Origin of the sequence: Geminicoccus sp., from assembly GCF_035556675.1 — a bacterium.
Taxonomy (GTDB): Bacteria; Pseudomonadota; Alphaproteobacteria; order Geminicoccales; family Geminicoccaceae; genus Geminicoccus.
The window spans coordinates 1-18,103 of the sequence record NZ_DATMFZ010000204.1; the positions used below are offsets into that span (position 1 = coordinate 1).

The following is an 18,103-nucleotide window of genomic DNA, read 5'->3' on the forward strand; positions in this document are numbered from 1 at the left end:
GTCTGGCAGGTCGACCTCGGCAACCCGCGCCAGACCGAGCGTTCCGGCTTCACCGGCGACACTGCCGAGCCCGGCGACGCGATCACCGTACTGGGCAATCGCTCCAAGGATCTGGACGACATGCACATGAAGGCGGTGCGCATCACGATCGACGGCCAGAACTACGACATGTACCCGGAGCGGATCCAGGACTGAGCGGCACTTCTGGCGACTTGCGCAGCACCTCGGGATGCGAGCAGGATTGTACAGTTCTGCTCCGGGAGGCTGTCGATGGCCAAGTCGAAGAAGAAGGACGCCGAGAACGGCCAGCAGAAAGAGAAGCTGCCGCGCAAGCAGTACGAACAGGAGCTGGCGCGGCTCCAGGGCGAGCTGGTCAAGCTCCAGCTCTGGCTGGCCGAGAGCAAGGCCAAGGTCGTGGTGCTGTTCGAGGGCCGCGATGCCGCCGGCAAGGGCGGGGTGATCAAGCGGATCACCGAACGGGTCAGCCCGCGTGTGTTCCGCGTGGTGGCGCTGCCCGCGCCAGGCGAGCGCGAGAAGACCATGATCTTCGGCCAGCGCTATGTGGAGAACTTCCCGGCCGGCGGCGAGATCGCCCTGTTCGACCGCTCCTGGTACAACCGTGCCGGCGTCGAGCGGGTGATGGGCTTTTGCACCGACGAGCAGTACGAGCGCTTTCTCAGCAGCGTGCCCAAGTTCGAGGCAAGCCTGATCGCAGGGGGGCTGCAGATCATCAAGTACTGGTTCGAGGTGAGCCAGGAAGAGCAGACCAGGCGGTTCGAGGACCGGATTCGGGACCCGCGCAAGATCTGGAAGCTGAGCCCTATGGACCTGGAGTCCCATCACCGCTGGTACGACTACAGCCGGGCGCGTGACCGGATGTTCCAGGCGACCGACACCGAAGTGAGCCCATGGCACGTCGTTCAGTCCGACGACAAGCGCCGTGCCCGGCTGAACTGCATCAGCCACCTCCTTGCGCAGATCCCTTACGAGGAGACGCGGCGGGAAAAGGTGGTACTGCCGGACCGGCAGAAGCCGAAAGGCTATGTCGAGCCGGACTATCCCTGGCGCCACATCCCGCAACGGTACTGAACCGGTTACGGCGGCAGGCAGCCCATTGATGGATCTCTGGGCCTGGATCGGTTCATGGCCGGGTGCCGTGCTCCTGCAGAACTCCGGCACCGCCTATCTGTTCGTCAACGCGGCGCATATCCTGGGGATCGGCCTGATCCTGGGGGCGATCCTGCCGCTGGATCTCCGCCTGATCGGCCTGTTCCGCCAGGCACCGCTCGCCGTGCTGGGACCGTTCCTGTCGCGGACCGCTGGCACCGGCGTGGCGCTGGCGAGCCTGACCGGCCTCTGGCTGTTCACCGTCGAGCCCGGCCGCTACCTGGGCAATACCGCCTTCCTGGCCAAGCTGGCCCTGCTGGCATTGGCGCTGGGCAACGTCCTGCTCCAGCACCGCAACCGGCACTACCGCGCAGCATTGGCGGGTGCGCCGCTGCATGGGAGCGTGCGCCTGCTGGCAATGGTTTCCGCGCTCGCCTGGCTCACCGCCTTGGTGGCGGGCCGCTGGATCGGGTTCCTGTGACGGGCTGGTCCAGCAGCGGGTCCGGGGTCAGCAGTTCTGCCAGGAGGTCGATCACTACCCGCACCGCCGGCGCCATGCCGCGGCGCGAGGTGAAGACCAGATGGCGCAACCCCTCGCCGCCATGCCAGTCGGGCAGGATTCGGACGAGCCGGCCATCGCGCAGGCTGCTGAGGACCAGTTGCTCCGGAAGGCAGGCGATGCCTACGCCGGCCAGCGTGCTTTCCAGGAGGATCTGGAAATCGGTGGTCGCCAGGCGCGGCTCGTGCGCAAACGTCTCCCTGGCGCCATCCGGACCTTCCAGCTGCCAGACCGTCTCGCCGGGCTGCTCGGTATGGCCGAGGGTCGGCAGGCCGTGGAGGTCGCCGGGCGAAGCGGGCGTACCATGCTGTCCGAGCAGGCCTGGGCTCGCGACCAGCAGGAGGCGGCTCGTGCCCAGGATCTTCACGATCAGGTTCGGGTCGGTATCGAGCTGCGGACGCACCCGGATCGCGACATCGATGCGGTCCTCGATCAGGTCGAGCGGCCGGCTCGTCATCACGAACTGGACCCGCAGCTTCGGATAGTTGGCCAGGAAGCGCGGCATCGTCTCTGCCAGCTGCTGCGACAGGCCGTTCGGGCAGCCGACCCGTACCAGGCCCTGCGGCTGCGCCTGGACCCGTGCCGCCGCCTCGTCGGCGGCCTCGGCCTCGGCGATCATGGCTTGGCAGTGGCGGTAATATTCCCGGCCGGCCTCGGTGACGCTCACCCGCCGGGTCGAGCGCTCCAGCAGGCGCAGCCCCAGACGCTCCTCCAGCCGGGCCACCCGGCGGCTGAGCTGCGACTTCGGCAGGCGCAGCGTCCGGGCGGCGGGCGAGAAGCCCTGGTGGCGCACCACCGCAGCGAAGCACGCCATGTCGTTCAGGTCGCGCATATCCGCCTCACTGTTCCATCGGTAGAACGCAATGTTCAGGAACAGCCAGCTACTCGCAAGATCGTCCTGCCGTTACCTCGAATGTCAGCAAGTGGACGAGAACGGGAAGGACATCACGATGAAACTGCTGCATGTCGATTCGAGCATCCTGGGCGCCGGCTCGGTCAGCCGGACCCTGTCGGCCGGCATCGTCGAACAGCTGGCCCGCGCCATGCCCGGCCTGGAGATCACCTATCGCGATCTCGGGACCGACCCGGTACCGCATCTGTCAGGCGGCTATCTGGCGGCTGGGAGTGCCGAGCCTGCAGCACTCGATCCGGCGCTGCAGCAGGACCTGACCCTGGGCAGCGAGGTCCTGGCGGAGTTCCTGGCAGCCGACATCGTGGTGATCGGCGCGCCCATGTACAACTTTACCATCAGCAGCCAGCTGAAGGCCTGGATCGACCGTCTCGCGGTCGCTGGCAAGACCTTCCGCTATACTGCGGACGGGCCGGTCGGCTTGGCCGGTGACAAGCGGATCATCGTCGCTTCCTCGCGCGGCGGGATCTACAGCGAAGGCAGTGCTCTGGCGGCGATCGACCACCAGGAGCCCTATCTGCGGGTCATCTTCGGCTTCTTCGGCATCACCGACATCCGGTTCGTGCGTGCCGAGGGCGTGGCCATGGGCGATGCCCACCGCACCCGATCGATCGACGGTGCGCGGCGCGAGATCGACCTGCTGCAGGCCGCGTGAAGGGGTCCCGCCCGGCCGCAGCCGGGCGGAACTGGCTCAGGCCTTGGCCGTCACGTTCACTATGGCCAGCACCTGGTCCAGCCGGTCGATCACCAGGTCGGCCAGGGTGCGGAACTCCGGCTTGTCGGCCACATGCCGGTTGGACGCGAAGCCGATCGTGCGCAGCCCAGCGGCGCGTGCCGACATCAGGCCGGTGATGCTGTCTTCGACGGCGACTGCCCGCTCCGGCGGCACGCCGATCAAGGCGCAGGCACGGGCATAGGGCTCGGGCCCAGGCTTGCCCTCCGTCACGTCGTCCAGGGTCACGGTCGCCTGGAGGAAGGGCAGGATGCCCAGCGCCGCCAGGTTGGCGGCCACCACCTTGGTGCTGGAGTTGGAGGCGCAGGCCTGGCGCAGCCCCGCCTCGTGCAGGGCCTGCACCACCCCTGCCGCGCCGGGCATCGCGGTGAGGCTGCCCTGGTCGGCCAGATACTCGGCATCGAGGTCGGCCAGCCAGCTGTCCATGGTGACGTGCGGCGGGAAGCGGTGCGCCACCGCGTGCCACACGTCGTACTGGTGCACGCCGACGAACACGCCGGCGTCCAGGTCGGAGACATCGACGCCGTGGCGGCGGCAGGTCGCATAGAAGACCCGCTCGTGCAGCGGCTCGCTGTCGATGAGCGTGCCGTCCATGTCCCAGACGACCGCGGCGAATTCCGGCAAGGTCATGTCAGCGCAGCGTCGCCACCTTGTCCATGAATCGGCGCACCCGGTCCTTGTCCACCGGGTTCCAGGTGTTGCCGTCGACCTTGAAATGCGTGCCGATGATGCAGCCGTCGGCGAACTCGAAGGTCTCCTCGACATTGTCGATCCGCACGCCGGTATTGGCGAACACCGGGGTGTCGGGCAGGGCTTCGCGCACCTTGCGCAACTGCGAGTGCTCGGCGGCCTGACCGGTGATGGCGCCCGAGACCAGGATCGCATCGGCCAGCGAGGAGAAGACGGCGCTCTTGGCGCGCAGCTCGATCGGCCGCTTGTCCAGTGAGTCGGCGAACTCGGCATTGATGTTGAAGAACAGCTTCAGGTCAGGACGACCGAGGTTGCGCCGCGCCAGGAAGGCGCTTTTGCAGTCGGGCTCCCAGATGCCCATGTCCGAGGCATAGACGCCGGTGAAGATCTCGCGCACGAACTTCGCTCCGGTCGCCACGGCGATCTCGACGCTGGCGGTCGGGTCCCAGAGATAGTTCACGCCGAACGGCACTTTCACTTCCGGCTTCACGGTGGCGATGATGGCGCTCATCGCCACTGCCGAGGCCAGCGGCGCCTTGAGCGAGTAGGGCCGGTCGTTCTCGTTGCCGAACATGACCGCGTCGACGCCGCCGTCCTGCAGGGCGTGGAGGTCGGCGAGCACGCCGTCGACCAGCTTCGCCATGCCGCCCTTCTCGTCGTAGAGCGAGGTGCCCGGCAGGGCGCCGATATGCACCATGGCGATGACGAGCTTCTTCCGCTCCTGCAACAGATCAAACACGATCGCACAACCTTTCGCTAGCTGGCTGCCGGATCAGCAGCCTTCTTCCTCGTCGTTGTCCGCGACGACGACTTGAACGTCGTGGCGCCGCAGTGCTTCTGCCAGTTCGGCCTCGGGCGGTCGGTCGGTCACCAGGGTCGAGATCGACTCCAGCCCGGCCACCCGGGCAAAGCTGCGCCGGCCGAACTTGCTGCTGTCGCAGAGCAGGATCAGCTCGCCGGCACGCCGGATGAAGCCCATCTTCACCTGCACCTCCTCGACCGAATAGTCGAAGATCCCTTCCGTGCTCAGCGCCGCGGCACCGATGAAGGCTTTGTTCAGCCAGTGGTCGGCCAGCTGGCGCTGGGTGATCGCCCCGCACAGCGAGCCCTCGCGTGCCCGCAGATAACCACCCACGACATAGACGTCGGACAGCACCGGGCGGCGCGTCATGGTCGCCACGGCCTGCAGGCTGTTGGTGACGATGCTGAGCCCGCTACGGCTGCCGATCTCGGCGGCCAGACAGGCCACGGTGGAGCCCACGTCCAGTCCGACCACGTCACGGTCGGCGATCAGCGCCGCCGCGGCCCGGCCGATCGCCTGCTTGGCCTTGGCACGAACATTGCGTCTGGCAGCGAACGATGGCTCAGCCGGCGCCGTTGCCGGCTTGGCCAGCACCGCACCACCATGAGAACGTTCGATGGCCCCGCTCTGCTGCAGCGCGTCCAAATCGCGCCGCACCGTCATCTCCGAGATGCCGAACTCCTTGGCGATTTCCGCCACGGAGATCTCGCCGCGCTCGATGATGGCCCCGTGCAGGGCCCGGCGGCGGGCAGCCGCCAGGACGGCGCCACCGCGCCGGCCTTCGCCGCCAGGCGGCATCGGGGCTGTGGGCTCTGCCTCGCCGTCCATCCGTGCCGCTCCAACTTCACGCGCCAATCCGCGCCGGCAGCGCGGCCGGCGGCGGGACGATAGCGGTTGGCCAAAGGTGTCGCAACATGATCGAACAGAATCGAACAGAAGCGACATGTTAGAAAATGTTTGACCGGATGCGTGACGCGGATAGCTTCGCCGGGCGGGGGAGGCGCTCCATGCCCTGGTCTGGGGGGCAGTGCGTGGAGCGCCGGTTCCCCAAGAAGGCGTGGCCGCACATGCCTAGCAAGATCCTGAGGAGGGGGCGGTGAGCGGTATCGGCAGCGATCTGGCGGGGAAGACGGCGCTGGTCACCGGTGGTGCGACCGGCATCGGGCTGGCGATCTGCCGGGTCCTGGTGGCGCAGGACATGCGCGTCGCGATCGCCGACCTGAACCTGGATGCCGCCCGTGCCGCCGCGGACGAGCTGGGTGAGGGGCATCATGCCCTGGCCATGGACGTGCGCCGCCGGGACAGCGTCGCCGACGGGTTCGCGGCCGCGCGTGCCGCGCTGGGCGAGATCGACTGCCTGGTCGCCAATGCCGGCGTGTCCACCATGAACCGCGCGGTCGACCTCACCGACGAGGAATGGGACTTCAACTTCGACGTCAACGCCCGAGGCGTGTTCCTGACCAACCAGTACGCCGCGCGCTACTTCCTCGAGACCGGCCGCAAGGGTGTCATCTGCAACACTGCCTCGCTCGCCGCCAAGGTCGGAGCACCGCTGCTGGCGCACTACTCCGCCAGCAAGTTCGCGGTGCTCGGCTGGACCCAGGCACTGGCCCGCGAACTGGCGCCCAGCGGCATCCGGGTGAACTGCGTCTGCCCGGGCTTCGTGCGCACCGGCATGCAGGAGCGCGAGGTGGTCTGGGAAGCGGAACTGCGCGGAATGACGCCGGATGCGGTCCGCGCCGAATACATCGCCATGACGCCGCTCGGCCGGCTGGAGACTCCGGAGGATGTCGCCGGAGTGGTGGCATTTCTCCTGTCGGATGCGGCCCGATTCATTACCGGGCAGGGCATCAATGTGGAGGGAGGGGTCTACACGGGCTGAGACGGCTCGCTCGGGCCCTGTCCTCGACGGCTTCATCCGGTCGATGAAGCCGCCCTGGTGCTTTTGCTTTTGATTGCTTGAGTTCATTTGCAGCTGCTAAATTGGTCAGTGATTAACTCTTGTGCTGTCGAGGGTCACTGATTACGCGTGCAGCCAGTAACCGGTTGCGGAGACCTGCGGGTCCCTGCCTGACCGCCGAGGGGGGAAACAGATGAAGCGCCGTGAGTTCGGATTGCTGGCCGGTACGGCCGGCCTTGCCTTGATGAGTGGGGCCGGGCGAGCCCTGGCGCAGGGTACGGACCTGAAGCCGACCAGTGGCGAGACCGTGTACTTCCGGGGCTGGAACTTCCGCACCGACGTGGTCCAGGCGAATGTCGCCCGCTACAACCAGGAGCTGGAAGGCAAGGTCGACTACGCCACGGTCACCGGCGATTACCCGGCGCTGATGGAGCAGAACCTGATGGCCGGCGCGGAGCTGGACATGTTCTACGCCAACCCGTCCTCGGCCTGCCGCTATTTCGATGCGGGCTGGGTGCTGACGGCCGACGAGCTGCCGAACTATGCCGAGATCGAGGCGGAGCTCTATCCGAACCTCAAGGACGCCTGGACCTACAAGGGCAAGCTCCTGGGCCTGTCCTACTTCGCCAGCACCCGTGGCACGATGGTGGTGAACCGCAAGCTGTTCGAAGAGCACGGCTTCACCGACGCCGACCTGCCGAAGAACTGGGATGAGGTCTACGATCTCATCTACAAGATGAAGGACAAGGGGATCGAGACCCCCTTCCTGCCGCACTGGTTCGGCGAGTGGTTCGGCATCTCCTGGGGCTTCGTGCTCGAGGTGATCAACCGCGGCGGCACCATCGCCGATGCCGAGACGCACAAGCCGACCATCACCACCGACGAGGACGGCCCGTACTACAAGACGCTGGCCGCCTGGAAGAAGCTCTGGCAGTCGGGAATGGTCGCCCAGGAGGTCTTCACCTTCAACGAGGGCGGCTACATCGACGCGTTCGCGTCCGGGCGCTACGTGATGAGCCCGCAGCAGATCTACGACATCGAGACCTTCAACCGTCCCGGCCGCTCGCAGATCGCCGGCAGCTGCAGCCTGGTGCCGATGGGCGACCATCCCTGGGGCATCATCGACAGCGGCCTCTACGTGATGAGCAATCGCGAGCGGTCCGAGGCACTGACCGACGACGTGAAGAAGTTCGTGTCCTGGTACGGCTTCAAGGACCAGAGCGGCAAGATCGCGATCGCCCAGAACTGGATGAAGGAGAACATGCTGTTCTCCGGTTACAAGTCAGTGATGGAGAGCCCCGAGACCGCCGAGCGCATCAAGGCCGCGATCGCCCGTCCGGAGGACTATGAGGCGATCCTGAAGGTCTACCAGAACACGCCGTTCCCCAAGGGCATCTGGAGCGTCGTCTGGTCGGAGGAGTTCAATCCGTTCCTCAAGGAGACGCTGTCGTCCTTCCTGTTCGACGATGGCGACATCGTCGAGACTCTGGAGGCGATGACCGCCAAGATCGAAGAGCTCAACGGCAAGTACGGTATCTGACCAGATGGCAGTGGGCAGCGCCGGCCAGGCGATCCAAGCATCCACCCCAAGCCGCAAGCCGCGCCGGGAGATGTCGGACACGCGCTTCGCGTTCCTGATCGGCCTGCCCGTCCTGGTGTTCCTGGTGCTCGTGGTGGCGTACCCTCTGGGGTACGCCATCTACATGAGCCTGCACCAGATCGTGTTCTTTGGCGGCTACCGGGCGAACTTCGTCGGCCTGAAGAACTTCATCGACGTCTGGAGCGACAAGAGCTTCATCAACGCGATCTGGATCACACTGCGGTTCACGGTCACCTCCGTGGTGCTGACCATGATCCTGGGCCTGTGCTTGGCCTCGATCATGAACCAGCGGATCCGCATGGCGGGCCTGGTGCGGACCCTCCTGTTCCTGCCCTGGTGCGTCTCGTCCTATGCGGCGGGCCTGATGTTCGGCCAGCTCCTCCGGGGCCAGACCGGCATCCTCACCACCATTTCCTTTGCGTTCGGCGGCACCCAGGGCGTCGACCTGATGGGGCGGGCCACGGTGGTCGAGGTCTTGGCCGTGGCCAACGCCTGGCTGATGTCACCGCTGGTGGCGTTCTTCCTGCTCGCTAACATGAAGACCATCCCCAAGCGGCTCTATGACCTGGCGGCGATCGACCGGCTCACCCGCTGGGAGACCTTCCGCTACGTGACCCTGCCGCCGCTCCAGTTCACGCTGTTCGTGTTCGCCTCGATCACCACCGTGCTCTCGATGAAGATGTTCGACATGATCCTGATCATGACCGGTGGCGGGCCCGGCACGGCCTCGGCGACGCTGACCTATCAGATCTACAAGCGCAGCTTCAAAGATCTGAATCTCGGCTACGGCGCCGCCATGTCGTTCTACCTGCTGTTCTTCATCCTGGGGGCTACGTTCCTCATCTACCTCGTCTGGGGACGAAGGGTGTCGCGCTGATGGCCAAGCGATCGATCTTCCTCTACCTCGCCATCGCGGTCGCGATCGTCTGGTCGATCTTCCCGATCTACTGGTTCTGCCGGATGGCGTTCCTGACGCCCAACGAGATCCGCCTGTTCCCGCAGCCCTTCGTGCCGCACGTGTTCGAGCTCGGCACGCTCTACAACATCTTCGGCTACGACTACGAGTACGCGGCCGGCTTTGTCAGCGGGGCGTCCGGCCAGTCGAACCAGATCATCCGCGGCGTCTTCAACGGCCTGTTCATGAGCGGCATCGTGACCGTCATCACGCTCTTCATCGTGGTGCCGCTCGCCTACGTGTTCGCGCGCATGGAGTTCCGCCACAAGGAGAAGCTGCTGTTTGCGGTGCTGCTCGCCGTGGCGCTGCCGCCGGTCTCGACCCTGATCCCGTTCTACTCGATGTATGTCCAGCTGGGGCTCAACGGCACGCGGTTCGGCCTGATCGTGGTCACCCTGACCATCACCGTGCCATTCGTCGCCTGGATGCTGATCGGCTATTTCCGCAACCTGCCGCCGATCGAGCGGCTGGCCAGGATCGACGGCTACAGCCGGACCAGCTGCCTGCTGACGCTGATCCTGCCCCTGGCCAAGAGCGGTATCGCGGTGGCCGCGGTGATCGCCTTCCTGTTCTCCTGGAACGAATACACCTACGCCCTCGTGCTGGTGAACGGCACCAGCGCCAACACGCTGCCCACGGCGATCTCGGGCTTCCTCGGCCAGTATCCCGAGCCCGGCAACCTCGCGGCGTCCGTGATCGTGACGATCATCCCGCCCGCGCTGTTCGCCTACTTCCTGCAGCGTCACGTCACCGAAATGAGCCTCGTCGATCCGGTCCGCTGAGCGCACAGACCGGATAAGGCGACCAGGAGAGCCCGATGGCCAAGATCGATCTCGTCAAGCTGCGCAAGACCTTCGGCGCCTATGTCGCCGTCGAGGGGCTGGACCTCAAGATCAACGACGGCGAATTCCTGATCATGCTGGGCCCGTCCGGGTGCGGCAAGACCACGACGCTGAACATGATCGCCGGGCTGGAATCGGCGACTGCCGGCGACATCCTGTTCGACAACGTCAACGTCACCGACGTGCCGCCGCACGAGCGCAACGTTGCGATGGTGTTCCAGTCCTCGCTGCTCTACCCGCACATCTCGGTGCGCCGGAACATCGAGACCAGCCTCAGGCACACCACCATCTCGGACGCCGAGCGCAAGCGGCGGATCGCCGAAGCCGCCAAGATGCTCGAGATCGAGCCGTTCATGGACAAGCTGCCGGGCCAGCTCTCCGGCGGCCAGCGCCAGCGCGTCGCCACGGCCAAGGCGATCGTGCGCGAACCGTCCGTGTTCCTGCTGGACGAGCCGCTCTCGGCACTCGACGCCGCGCTGCGCCTGTCGCTGCGCTCGGAACTGGTCAATCTGCAAAAGCGCCTGGGTACCACCACCGTGTTCGTGACCCACGACCAGGTCGAGGCCATGACCATGGGCGACCGGATCGCGGTCATGAACAGCGGCCGGCTCGAGCAGATCGGCACGCCCGACGAGATCTACAATTCGCCGAGCACCGTGTTCGTCGCGGGCTTTTTGGGCTCGCCGCCCATGAACCTGCTGGAAGGCGATCTCGCAGGCGGCTTCTTCCGGCGCGGAGGGCTCGCCGTGCCGGTTCAGGGGCCGGGTGGCAAGGTCACGCTCGGCGTGCGCCCGCAAGACGTGGTGGTGACCGAGGCCACGGCACCCGGCGCCCTGCCGGTCACCGTCTATGCGGTGGAGCATCTGGGCCGCGAATCGGTGCTGATCGCGGACGACGAGCACGGCAGCAAGGTGCGGGCCCTGGTGGCGCCGGGCTGGCATGCCAGGGTTGGCGAGAAGCTCGGCATCGTGCCCGATCCGGCGCGCTGCCTCCTGTTCGACACGAATGGTGCGCGGATCTACGAAACGGTCGCTCGCGCGGCCTGATCCCTTCTTTGCGGACGTCTTCCAGATGAACTTCGACGTGATCATCGTGGGTGCCGGGGCTGCCGGCGCCGTGCTGGCCGCCCGCCTGAGCGAGGACAAGGAGCGCAACGTGCTGCTCCTGGAGGCGGGCCAGGACTTCCGCAGCGCCGACGCACCGCCGGAGATGCAGAGCCCGAACCCGTTCAACCTGCTGCTGCCGGAGCGCTTCCAGAAGCAGTTCATGTATGCTGACCTGAAGTCGCGCCGCACCAAGAAGCAGGACCACCGCATCTACTGGCGCGGCAAGGGCATGGGCGGCTCCACCAGCGTGAACGGCCAGATCGCGATCCGCGGCGTGTTGCATGCCTTCGACCGCTGGGCGGAGATGGGCTGCGAGGGCTGGTCCGGGCAGGGCGTGCTGCCGTTCTTCAACCGGCTGGAAGACGACCCGATCGAGGCCGTGCATCACGGCAAGGGCGGGCCGATCCCGATCTACCGCGCGCCGGTCGAGAGCTGGGGCAATGTCGACAAGGCGCTGCGCGAAGGTGCGATGGCGCTGGGCCATCCCTGGCATGACGATTCCAACGCGCCGGACGCCGATGGCGTCTGCACCTATGCGATCAACAACCGCAACGGGAAGCGCGTTTCCACCAACGACGCCTATCTGGAGCCGGCACGCGGCCGCCCGAACCTGACCATCCTGGGTGAGGCCAACGTCGACAAGGTGCTGCTCGACGGCAAGAAGGCCACCGGCGTGAGTGCCATCGTCAAGGGCCAGCGCCAGGTGTTCCACGCCCCGCTCGTGGTCCTGTCGGCCGGCGCCATCGCCACCCCGCCGATCCTGCAGCGCTCCGGCATCGGGCCAGGCGCACTCCTGAAGAAGCACGGCATCGAGGTCGTGGCCGACCTGCCGGTGGGCACCGGCTTCTTCGACCATCCCTATTGCCGCTACGAGCTCAAGCTGAAGAAGGAGTTCAAGTCGACCGACCCGAACGAGCGGCACACCAATTGCTGCGTGAAGATGAGCACCAACCTGCCGGGCGGCTCGCCGCAGGACATCCTCTACATCTCGATGAACCATGGCGGCTTCGGGGTGGAGAGCGACAGCGCCCAGTTCGGCGAGGCGATGCTCAACCTGATCCTGATGTGGGCGAACAGCCGCGGCACGGTCGAGATCGCCTCGCCCGACCCGTTCGTGCAGCCGATCGTCGAGGAGAACATGCTGGACGACGCCAGCGACCTCGCCCGGATGCGCGTCGCCTACCGGCACCTGGCGGAGATCGCCAAGCAGGAGGCGGTCCAGCGCATCTCGGACAAGATCCTGCTGGCTGACACCGACCTGCCGCTCTCCTGGATGGAGACCGCGACCGACGACCAGGTCGACGACTTCCTCCTGGAGCATTCCAACGACGCCCAGCACGGTGCCGGCGGCTGCCCGATGGGCTCGGCCGATTTCGACGACAGGAAAAGCGTGGTCGACCCGCATTGCCGAGTGCGCGGCTTTGCCGGCCTGCGCGTGGTCGACGCCTCGATCATGCCGCTGGACTGCCAGGCCAACACCAACCTCACCACTATCATGATCGGCGAGAAGATGGCCGACGAGCTGCGCCGGGCATGATTACCGACCAGGACGTCATCGAGCTGCTCTCGGCTCTGGTCCGCATTCCCTCGGTCAACCCGGCCTTCCGCCAGCCGAACGACCCGCCGGAGTGGTTCGGCGAGGCGACGGTGGGCCATGAAGTGGCCCGCCGTCTGAGCGCGATGGGCCTGGAGCCGGAGTTGGACGAGGCCCTGCCCGGCCGCGCCAACGTGCTGGCGACGCTCAAGGGCACGGCTGGCGACGGCCGCCGGATCGTGTTCGAGTGCCACATGGACACGGTCCAGGTCACCGGCATGAGCATCGAGCCGTTCACGCCAGTGGTGCGCGATGGCCGCCTCTACGGGCGTGGCTCGGTCGATGACAAGGCCTGCATCACCATGATGTTGCTGGCCATGCGCGAGCTGGTGGCCGATCCGCCGGCGGTCGACGTCGAGTTCGTGGCGGCAGTGGACGAGGAATTCCAGTTCAAGGGCGTGCTCCACCATCTGGCCCGCAAGGACGGGCTGGTCGGCGGGGTGGCCGGCGAGCCGACCTCGCTGCAGGTGGTCACCGCCTGCAAGGGCTGCGTGCGCTGGACGATCGAGGTGCGCGGCAAGGCGGCGCACACCTCGCAGCCACAGGAAGGCATCGACGCGATTGCGATCGCGACCGACCTTTTGGCCCATCTGCGCTTGACGATCGATCCGGAACTTCGGGTCCGCAGCCATCCGCTGGTCGATGCGCCGAGCCTGATCTGCACCATGATCGAGGGCGGGCAGGGACCGAACACGGTGCCGGCCCGCTGCGTCATGACCTTCGATCGCCGCACCCTGCCGGGCGAGACCGGCGAGGACGCTTGGCGGGAGATCGATGCGGCGGTGCGCGGCTTCGCCGCGAACCTGCCGGAAGGGGCGGCGATCACCATGCATCCGCCCTTCATCGATTCGGTCTCCATGGACGTATCGCCCACCGCGGCGATCACCGAGGCGGCGCGTGCGGCCTGCCGCAAGCATGGCCTGTCCGACGAGATCGTGGGCGTGCCCTATGGCTCCGACGCGACCAAGCTCACCGCGGTGGGGGTACCGACCATCATCTTCGGGCCCGGCTCGATCGACCAGGCGCACACCGCGGACGAGTTCGTCCCGGTCGCCGAAGTGACCACGGCCGCCAAGGTGCTGGTCGACCTCGCCCGCAGCTTTGCCTGAGCAGCCCGCATGAGCCTCGTCATCGGCCTCGACATCGGCACCACCTCGACCATCGGCATCCTGGTGGAATTGCCGGCGACCGTCCTGGCCGTGGTCAGCCGGCCGGTCACCTTCTCCGCCCGCCATCCCGGCTGGGCCGAGGAGGACCCGGAGGAATGGTGGGCGAACGCCTGCTCGATCCTCCAGGAGCTGGCCGGCCTGGTGCGGGGCCGCGAGCGGGAACTACAGGGCCTGTGCGTCACGGGCATGCTGCCGGCGGTGATCCTGCTGGATGCCCAAGGCAGGGTGCTGCGCCCGGCCATCCAGCAAAGCGATGCGCGCTGCAGCCAGGAAGTGCTCGATCTGGCCGGTGAGGTCGACGAGGACTGGTTCCTGAAGACCACCGGCAACGGGGTGAACCAGCAGATCGTCGCGGCCAAGCTGCGCTGGATCGAGAAGCACGAGCCGGACGTGTTCGCCCAGATCGCGACCGTGTTCGGCTCCTACGACTTCATCAACTGGCGGCTCACCGGCAAGCGGGTCGCCGAGCACAACTGGGCGCTGGAGGCGGGCTTCATCGATCTCGCCACCCACCGGATCGACGACCGACTGGTGGCGCTGGCCCATGTGCCGCGCGAGGCCGTGCCGGACAAGTCGGTGCCGCATGAGATCCTGGGCGAGATCCTGCCTGAGGTGGCACGGGCCACCGGCCTGCCGCAGGGCCTGAAGGTGATGGGCGGTGCCGCCGACCACATGTGCTCCACCCTGGCGGCCGGCATCATCGCCCGCGGCGATGTCCTTCTGAAATATGGCGGCTCGGCCGACATCATCATCGCCACCGACCTGCTCATGCCGGATGCGCGGCTCTATACCGACTACCACCTGATCCCCGGCCTCTACGCGCCGAACGGCTGCATGGCCTCGGGCGGCTCGGGCCTGAACTGGCTGGCGACGGTCCTGGCCCATGAGCGGCTCGACGGCGAGACCCCGCATCAGGCGCTCGACCGGCTGGCCGAAGCGGTGCCGCCCGGCAGCGACGGGCTCACCTGCCTTCCCTACTATCTGGGCGAGAAGACCCCGATCCACGACCCGCTGGCGCGCGGTACGCTGATCGGCCTCAGCCTGAACCATACGCCCGGCCATATCTGGCGGGCGACGCTGGAAGGCTTCGCACTGGCCCAGCTCCACCATGTCGAGGTGCTGCGGGAGATCGGCCATGCGCCCAAGCGCTTCTTCGCCTCCGACGGCGGCGCCAAGAGCCGGATCTGGATGCAGATCCAGGCCGACATTCTCCAGGAGCCGATCCGGCTGCTTGAGAACCATCACGGGTCCTGCGTCGGTGCGGCCTGGGTGGCGGCGGTCGGCACCGGGGCCGGGGTGGACTGGGCCGACATCACCGCGCTTTGCCGCCACGGCCGGCTGATCGAGCCGGACCCGGCCAATGCCGGGGCCTACCGGCAGGCCTATGCCGACTACCGCGCTCTTTATCCCGCGCTGTCGCCGTTCTTCCACCGGCACGGGTCCGCGGCCTGAATCACAGTTCCTGCTTGACGTACATGGATGCCGCCGCTCTCGATCTGGCAGGAGGAGAGCCGCGTGGTCATCGTCCGACCTGATCACCAGAAGACTTCGGCCAGCCGTCGATGAAGCGGCAGGTTCCCAGCGGCTGGCTGCTCGGCGTCATCGTGGGCGCACTCCTGGTCACCGCGGTGGCGGTGCCCTGGTGGCTGGTGCAGTCCGTGCGCAGCGCCCGCCTGGCCGTGGGCCACACGCATGAGGTCATCACCACCACCCAGGAATTCCTGTCCGCCATTCAGGACGCCGAAACCGGTCAGCGCGGCTACCTGATCACCAGCCAGGAGTCCTATCTCCAGCCCTACAAAGCCGCACTCGGGCAGGTTCACGACCTGCTGCATCGGCTTTCCAGCCTGAGCGCCGCCGATCCGCTTCAGGTCGAGCGGATCGGCCGCCTGTCGGTGTTTGCCGAGCAGCGGCTGGCCGAGCTCGAGAAGAACATGGCCCTGGTCCGGGAAGGGCGTGCCCGGGCGGCGGAAGCGCTCACCAGCAGCGACCGCGGCAAGATCGCGATGGACAATGTCCGTCAGGTCGTGGCCGAGATCGAGGCAGCGAATGATGAGCAGCGCGAACAACTGATCAGCGAGGCCAGACGCGCGGAGAGGTTCTCCCTGGTCAGCATGATCGCCATTCTGGCCGCGCTCGTCGCGGTGCTGGCAACCGCCGGGGTCCTGCTGCGCAAGACGCTGAACTCATTCCGGCAGGCCGAGCAGCGGGCCGACGAGAATGCCGAGCAGCTGCGGGTGGCGCTGGACAGTTTGAGCCAGGGCATCAGCGTGTTCGATGCGGACAACCGGCTGATCGCCTGGAACACCTGCTTCGTCGAGCTCTTCTCGGTGCCGGCCGCCTATCAGGTGGTGGGCACGCCCTACACCAGCTTCGTCCGGCATGACTGGGTCGATGAGGAAGGCGATTTCCTGGAGACGCCGGAGCAGCTCGCAGCCGCACCGCCCGAGGCGGCGCGGCCTGGCGAGCCCATCGTCTACGAGCGGCGGCGCAGGGACGGACGGACGTTCGAGATGCGGCGCACGCCGGTGTCCACGGGTGGGTTCGTGGTGACCTATACCGACATCACCGCCCGGCTGAAGACGGAGGCACAGCTGCGTGCCTCCCAGCGCATGGAGGCGGTGGGCCAGCTCACGGGCGGGGTTGCGCACGACTTCAACAACCTGCTCACCGTGGTCGTGGGCAATCTTGACCTGCTGCTCCGCGACGTGCAGAAGGCCAGGCCGAACGCCGGGCGCGATCCGGAGCTGGCGGCCAAGCTGCGGGCAGCTTTGGGTGCCGCCGAGCGCGGTGCCCAGCTCACTCGTCAACTCCTGGCCTTCGCCCGGCGCCAGCCGCTGGAGCCCCAGCCGCTCGATCTGGGGCGCGTGGTCGCCGAGGCCGCGACCCTGCTGCGCCGCTCGCTGGGCGAAACCGTCGAGATCGAGGCGGCGACCGCTGCCGGCCTGTGGACGGTGCTGGCGGACCCGGCCCAGCTCGAGAACCTGATCATCAACCTGGCGCTGAACGCCCGCGACGCCATGCCCGAGGGTGGCCGGCTGACGATCGAACTGGCCAATGTCGTGCTCGATGCCGAGTACGCCCGCGAGAACCCGGAGGCGCCAGCCGGCCAGTACGTGCTGCTCGCCGTGAGCGACACCGGGCACGGCATGGCGCCGGACGTGGCCGCCCGTGCCTTCGACCCATTCTTCACCACCAAGCCGGAGGGCAAGGGCACCGGGCTCGGGCTGTCCCAGGCCTATGGCTTCGTCAAGCAGAGCGGCGGGCACATCAAGATCTACTCGGAGGTCGGCCACGGCACCACAGTCCGGGTCTACCTGCCGCGCACCAACCGCAGCGTCACCCAGGCCGAGCGCTCGCCGGTCGACCTGCCACTCGGAACCGGCCGCACCGTCCTGGTGGTGGAGGATGACGAGCAGGTGCGCCGGACGGTCGTCGCGATGCTGCACGATCTGGGCTATGCCACGATCGAGGCCGGCGACGGCAACAGCGCGCTCGCGATACTGGCGACCGACCAGCGCGAGATCGACCTGATGTTCACCGACGTGGTCCTGCCGGGCGTGCTGCGCGGGCGCGAACTGGCGGACCGGGCGCGAGCGATCCGGCCGCGGCTGGCGATCGCCTATACCTCCGGCTACACGCAGAATGCCATCATCCACCACGGCCGGGTCGACGAGGGCATCGTCTTCCTGAGCAAGCCGTATCGCAAGGACGACCTGGCCCGGAAGCTGCGCGAGGCGCTGCTGGCCGTCGGCAACTGGGGCAATGAGGAGCCTGCTCGGGAGCAGGTCCGCGTGGATAGCTTCCAGCCGGGCGTGGTCCTGATCGTCGAGGACGAGGCCATCGTCCGCCTCTCGACCCTGGGCTTCGTAGAGGCGCTGGGGCATCGTGGCGTCGGGGTCGGCACCGCCGCCGAGGCGCTGGCGGTCCTGACGGAGGGACGCGACCGGATCGACCTCGTGATCCTGGATGTCGGCCTGCCCGACCGCTCGGGCGAGGACCTGGCCCTGCAGATCCGCGAGCAATGGCCGGGCCTGCCGATCATCATCGCCAGCGGCTATGGCGGCGGGGCAGAAGCGGCCGAGCCGGGAACGGCACGGTTGGCCAAGCCCTACGACCTGTCCGCGCTCAGCGCT

At 67.2% G+C, this 18,103-nt stretch carries 16 protein-coding genes and 1 pseudogene; 13 read left to right on the forward strand and 4 right to left on the reverse strand.

Features of this window, described 5'->3' with window-relative positions; translation table 11 throughout:
- The 3 genes and pseudogenes from VNS22_RS14635 to VNS22_RS14645 all read left to right on the forward strand — a co-directional run.
- Window positions 1-195, forward strand: a pseudogene (locus VNS22_RS14635) (hypothetical protein); the annotation flags it as partial.
- 75 nt (window positions 196-270) lie between these two features.
- A complete protein-coding gene (ppk2, locus tag VNS22_RS14640) occupies window positions 271-1,089 on the forward strand; it encodes a polyphosphate kinase 2 (protein WP_325733650.1) in 819 nt (272 codons plus the stop codon).
- 28 nt (window positions 1,090-1,117) lie between these two features.
- A complete protein-coding gene (locus VNS22_RS14645; protein WP_325733652.1) occupies window positions 1,118-1,588 on the forward strand; it encodes a hypothetical protein in 471 nt (156 codons plus the stop codon).
- Here the strand turns inward: VNS22_RS14645 and VNS22_RS14650 are convergent.
- Complete coding sequence (locus VNS22_RS14650) at window positions 1,548-2,498, reverse strand: LysR family transcriptional regulator (RefSeq protein ID WP_325733654.1); 951 nt, start codon at window positions 2,496-2,498, stop codon at window positions 1,548-1,550. The genes VNS22_RS14645 and VNS22_RS14650 overlap by 41 nt on opposite strands.
- Before the next feature lie 118 nt (window positions 2,499-2,616).
- Here VNS22_RS14650 and VNS22_RS14655 point away from each other — a divergent pair, with 118 nt between their 5' ends.
- Window positions 2,617-3,231, forward strand: a complete 615-nt coding sequence (locus VNS22_RS14655) for an FMN-dependent NADH-azoreductase (protein WP_325733656.1) — start codon at window positions 2,617-2,619, stop codon at window positions 3,229-3,231.
- 36 nt (window positions 3,232-3,267) lie between these two features.
- Here the strand turns inward: VNS22_RS14655 and VNS22_RS14660 are convergent, their stop codons facing one another.
- The 3 genes from VNS22_RS14660 to VNS22_RS14670 are packed head-to-tail and all read right to left on the reverse strand — an operon-like array spanning window position 3,268 to window position 5,629.
- On the reverse strand, window positions 3,268-3,939 hold the full coding sequence (locus VNS22_RS14660) for an HAD family phosphatase (protein ID WP_325733657.1): 672 nt from the start codon (window positions 3,937-3,939) through the stop codon (window positions 3,268-3,270).
- Window position 3,940: 1 nt separating this feature from the next.
- Window positions 3,941-4,741: a BtpA/SgcQ family protein gene (locus VNS22_RS14665; RefSeq protein ID WP_349261798.1), complete on the reverse strand. Its 801-nt coding sequence runs from the start codon at window positions 4,739-4,741 to the stop codon at window positions 3,941-3,943.
- A gap of 30 nt (window positions 4,742-4,771) precedes the next feature.
- The gene (locus VNS22_RS14670; protein WP_325733659.1) at window positions 4,772-5,629 is read right to left on the reverse strand and encodes a DeoR/GlpR family DNA-binding transcription regulator; all 858 of its coding nucleotides are present in this window, start codon (window positions 5,627-5,629) and stop codon (window positions 4,772-4,774) included.
- Window positions 5,630-5,897: 268 nt separating this feature from the next.
- Between VNS22_RS14670 and VNS22_RS14675 the strand changes: the two genes are divergently transcribed.
- From VNS22_RS14675 to VNS22_RS14715, 9 genes are all read left to right on the forward strand, one after another.
- Complete coding sequence (locus tag VNS22_RS14675) at window positions 5,898-6,683, forward strand: SDR family NAD(P)-dependent oxidoreductase (protein ID WP_325733660.1); 786 nt, start codon at window positions 5,898-5,900, stop codon at window positions 6,681-6,683.
- A 211-nt stretch (window positions 6,684-6,894) separates the two neighbouring features.
- A complete protein-coding gene (locus tag VNS22_RS14680) occupies window positions 6,895-8,241 on the forward strand; it encodes an ABC transporter substrate-binding protein (protein WP_325733662.1) in 1,347 nt (448 codons plus the stop codon).
- A gap of 70 nt (window positions 8,242-8,311) precedes the next feature.
- Window positions 8,312-9,178, forward strand: coding sequence for a sugar ABC transporter permease (locus VNS22_RS14685; protein ID WP_325733664.1), 867 nt, complete (start codon window positions 8,312-8,314; stop codon window positions 9,176-9,178).
- Entirely contained in the window at window positions 9,178-10,038 is an 861-nt protein-coding gene (locus VNS22_RS14690; protein ID WP_325733666.1) for a carbohydrate ABC transporter permease, read from the forward strand. The genes VNS22_RS14685 and VNS22_RS14690 overlap by 1 nt, the downstream gene beginning before the upstream one ends.
- A 35-nt stretch (window positions 10,039-10,073) precedes the next feature.
- The gene (locus VNS22_RS14695) at window positions 10,074-11,144 is read left to right on the forward strand and encodes an ABC transporter ATP-binding protein (RefSeq protein ID WP_325733668.1); all 1,071 of its coding nucleotides are present in this window, start codon (window positions 10,074-10,076) and stop codon (window positions 11,142-11,144) included.
- 25 nt (window positions 11,145-11,169) lie between these two features.
- On the forward strand, window positions 11,170-12,741 hold the full coding sequence (locus VNS22_RS14700) for a GMC family oxidoreductase (protein WP_325733669.1): 1,572 nt from the start codon (window positions 11,170-11,172) through the stop codon (window positions 12,739-12,741).
- Window positions 12,738-13,907, forward strand: a complete 1,170-nt coding sequence (locus VNS22_RS14705) for a M20 family metallopeptidase (RefSeq protein ID WP_325733670.1) — start codon at window positions 12,738-12,740, stop codon at window positions 13,905-13,907. Before VNS22_RS14700 ends, VNS22_RS14705 begins: the two co-directional genes overlap by 4 nt.
- A 9-nt stretch (window positions 13,908-13,916) precedes the next feature.
- A complete protein-coding gene (locus VNS22_RS14710; protein ID WP_325733671.1) occupies window positions 13,917-15,419 on the forward strand; it encodes an FGGY-family carbohydrate kinase in 1,503 nt (500 codons plus the stop codon).
- Window positions 15,420-15,529: 110 nt separating this feature from the next.
- A partial coding sequence (locus VNS22_RS14715; protein ID WP_325733672.1) for a CHASE3 domain-containing protein occupies window positions 15,530-18,103 on the forward strand: 2,574 nt, incomplete at its 3' end.

Bases quoted from the DNA above. Each gene is read 5' to 3' on its own strand.
- ppk2 (WP_325733650.1), top strand. From the start codon at position 271: ATGGCCAAGTCGAAGAAGAAGGACGCCGAGAACGGCCAGCAGAAAGAG.
- VNS22_RS14645 (WP_325733652.1), top strand. From the start codon at position 1,118: ATGGATCTCTGGGCCTGGATCGGTTCATGGCCGGGTGCCGTGCTCCTG.
- VNS22_RS14650 (WP_325733654.1), bottom strand. From the start codon at position 2,498: ATGCGCGACCTGAACGACATGGCGTGCTTCGCTGCGGTGGTGCGCCAC.
- VNS22_RS14655 (WP_325733656.1), top strand. From the start codon at position 2,617: ATGAAACTGCTGCATGTCGATTCGAGCATCCTGGGCGCCGGCTCGGTC.
- VNS22_RS14660 (WP_325733657.1), bottom strand. From the start codon at position 3,939: ATGACCTTGCCGGAATTCGCCGCGGTCGTCTGGGACATGGACGGCACG.
- VNS22_RS14670 (WP_325733659.1), bottom strand. From the start codon at position 5,629: ATGGACGGCGAGGCAGAGCCCACAGCCCCGATGCCGCCTGGCGGCGAA.
- VNS22_RS14680 (WP_325733662.1), top strand. From the start codon at position 6,895: ATGAAGCGCCGTGAGTTCGGATTGCTGGCCGGTACGGCCGGCCTTGCC.
- VNS22_RS14685 (WP_325733664.1), top strand. From the start codon at position 8,312: ATGTCGGACACGCGCTTCGCGTTCCTGATCGGCCTGCCCGTCCTGGTG.
- VNS22_RS14690 (WP_325733666.1), top strand. From the start codon at position 9,178: ATGGCCAAGCGATCGATCTTCCTCTACCTCGCCATCGCGGTCGCGATC.
- VNS22_RS14695 (WP_325733668.1), top strand. From the start codon at position 10,074: ATGGCCAAGATCGATCTCGTCAAGCTGCGCAAGACCTTCGGCGCCTAT.
- VNS22_RS14700 (WP_325733669.1), top strand. From the start codon at position 11,170: ATGAACTTCGACGTGATCATCGTGGGTGCCGGGGCTGCCGGCGCCGTG.
- VNS22_RS14705 (WP_325733670.1), top strand. From the start codon at position 12,738: ATGATTACCGACCAGGACGTCATCGAGCTGCTCTCGGCTCTGGTCCGC.
- VNS22_RS14710 (WP_325733671.1), top strand. From the start codon at position 13,917: ATGAGCCTCGTCATCGGCCTCGACATCGGCACCACCTCGACCATCGGC.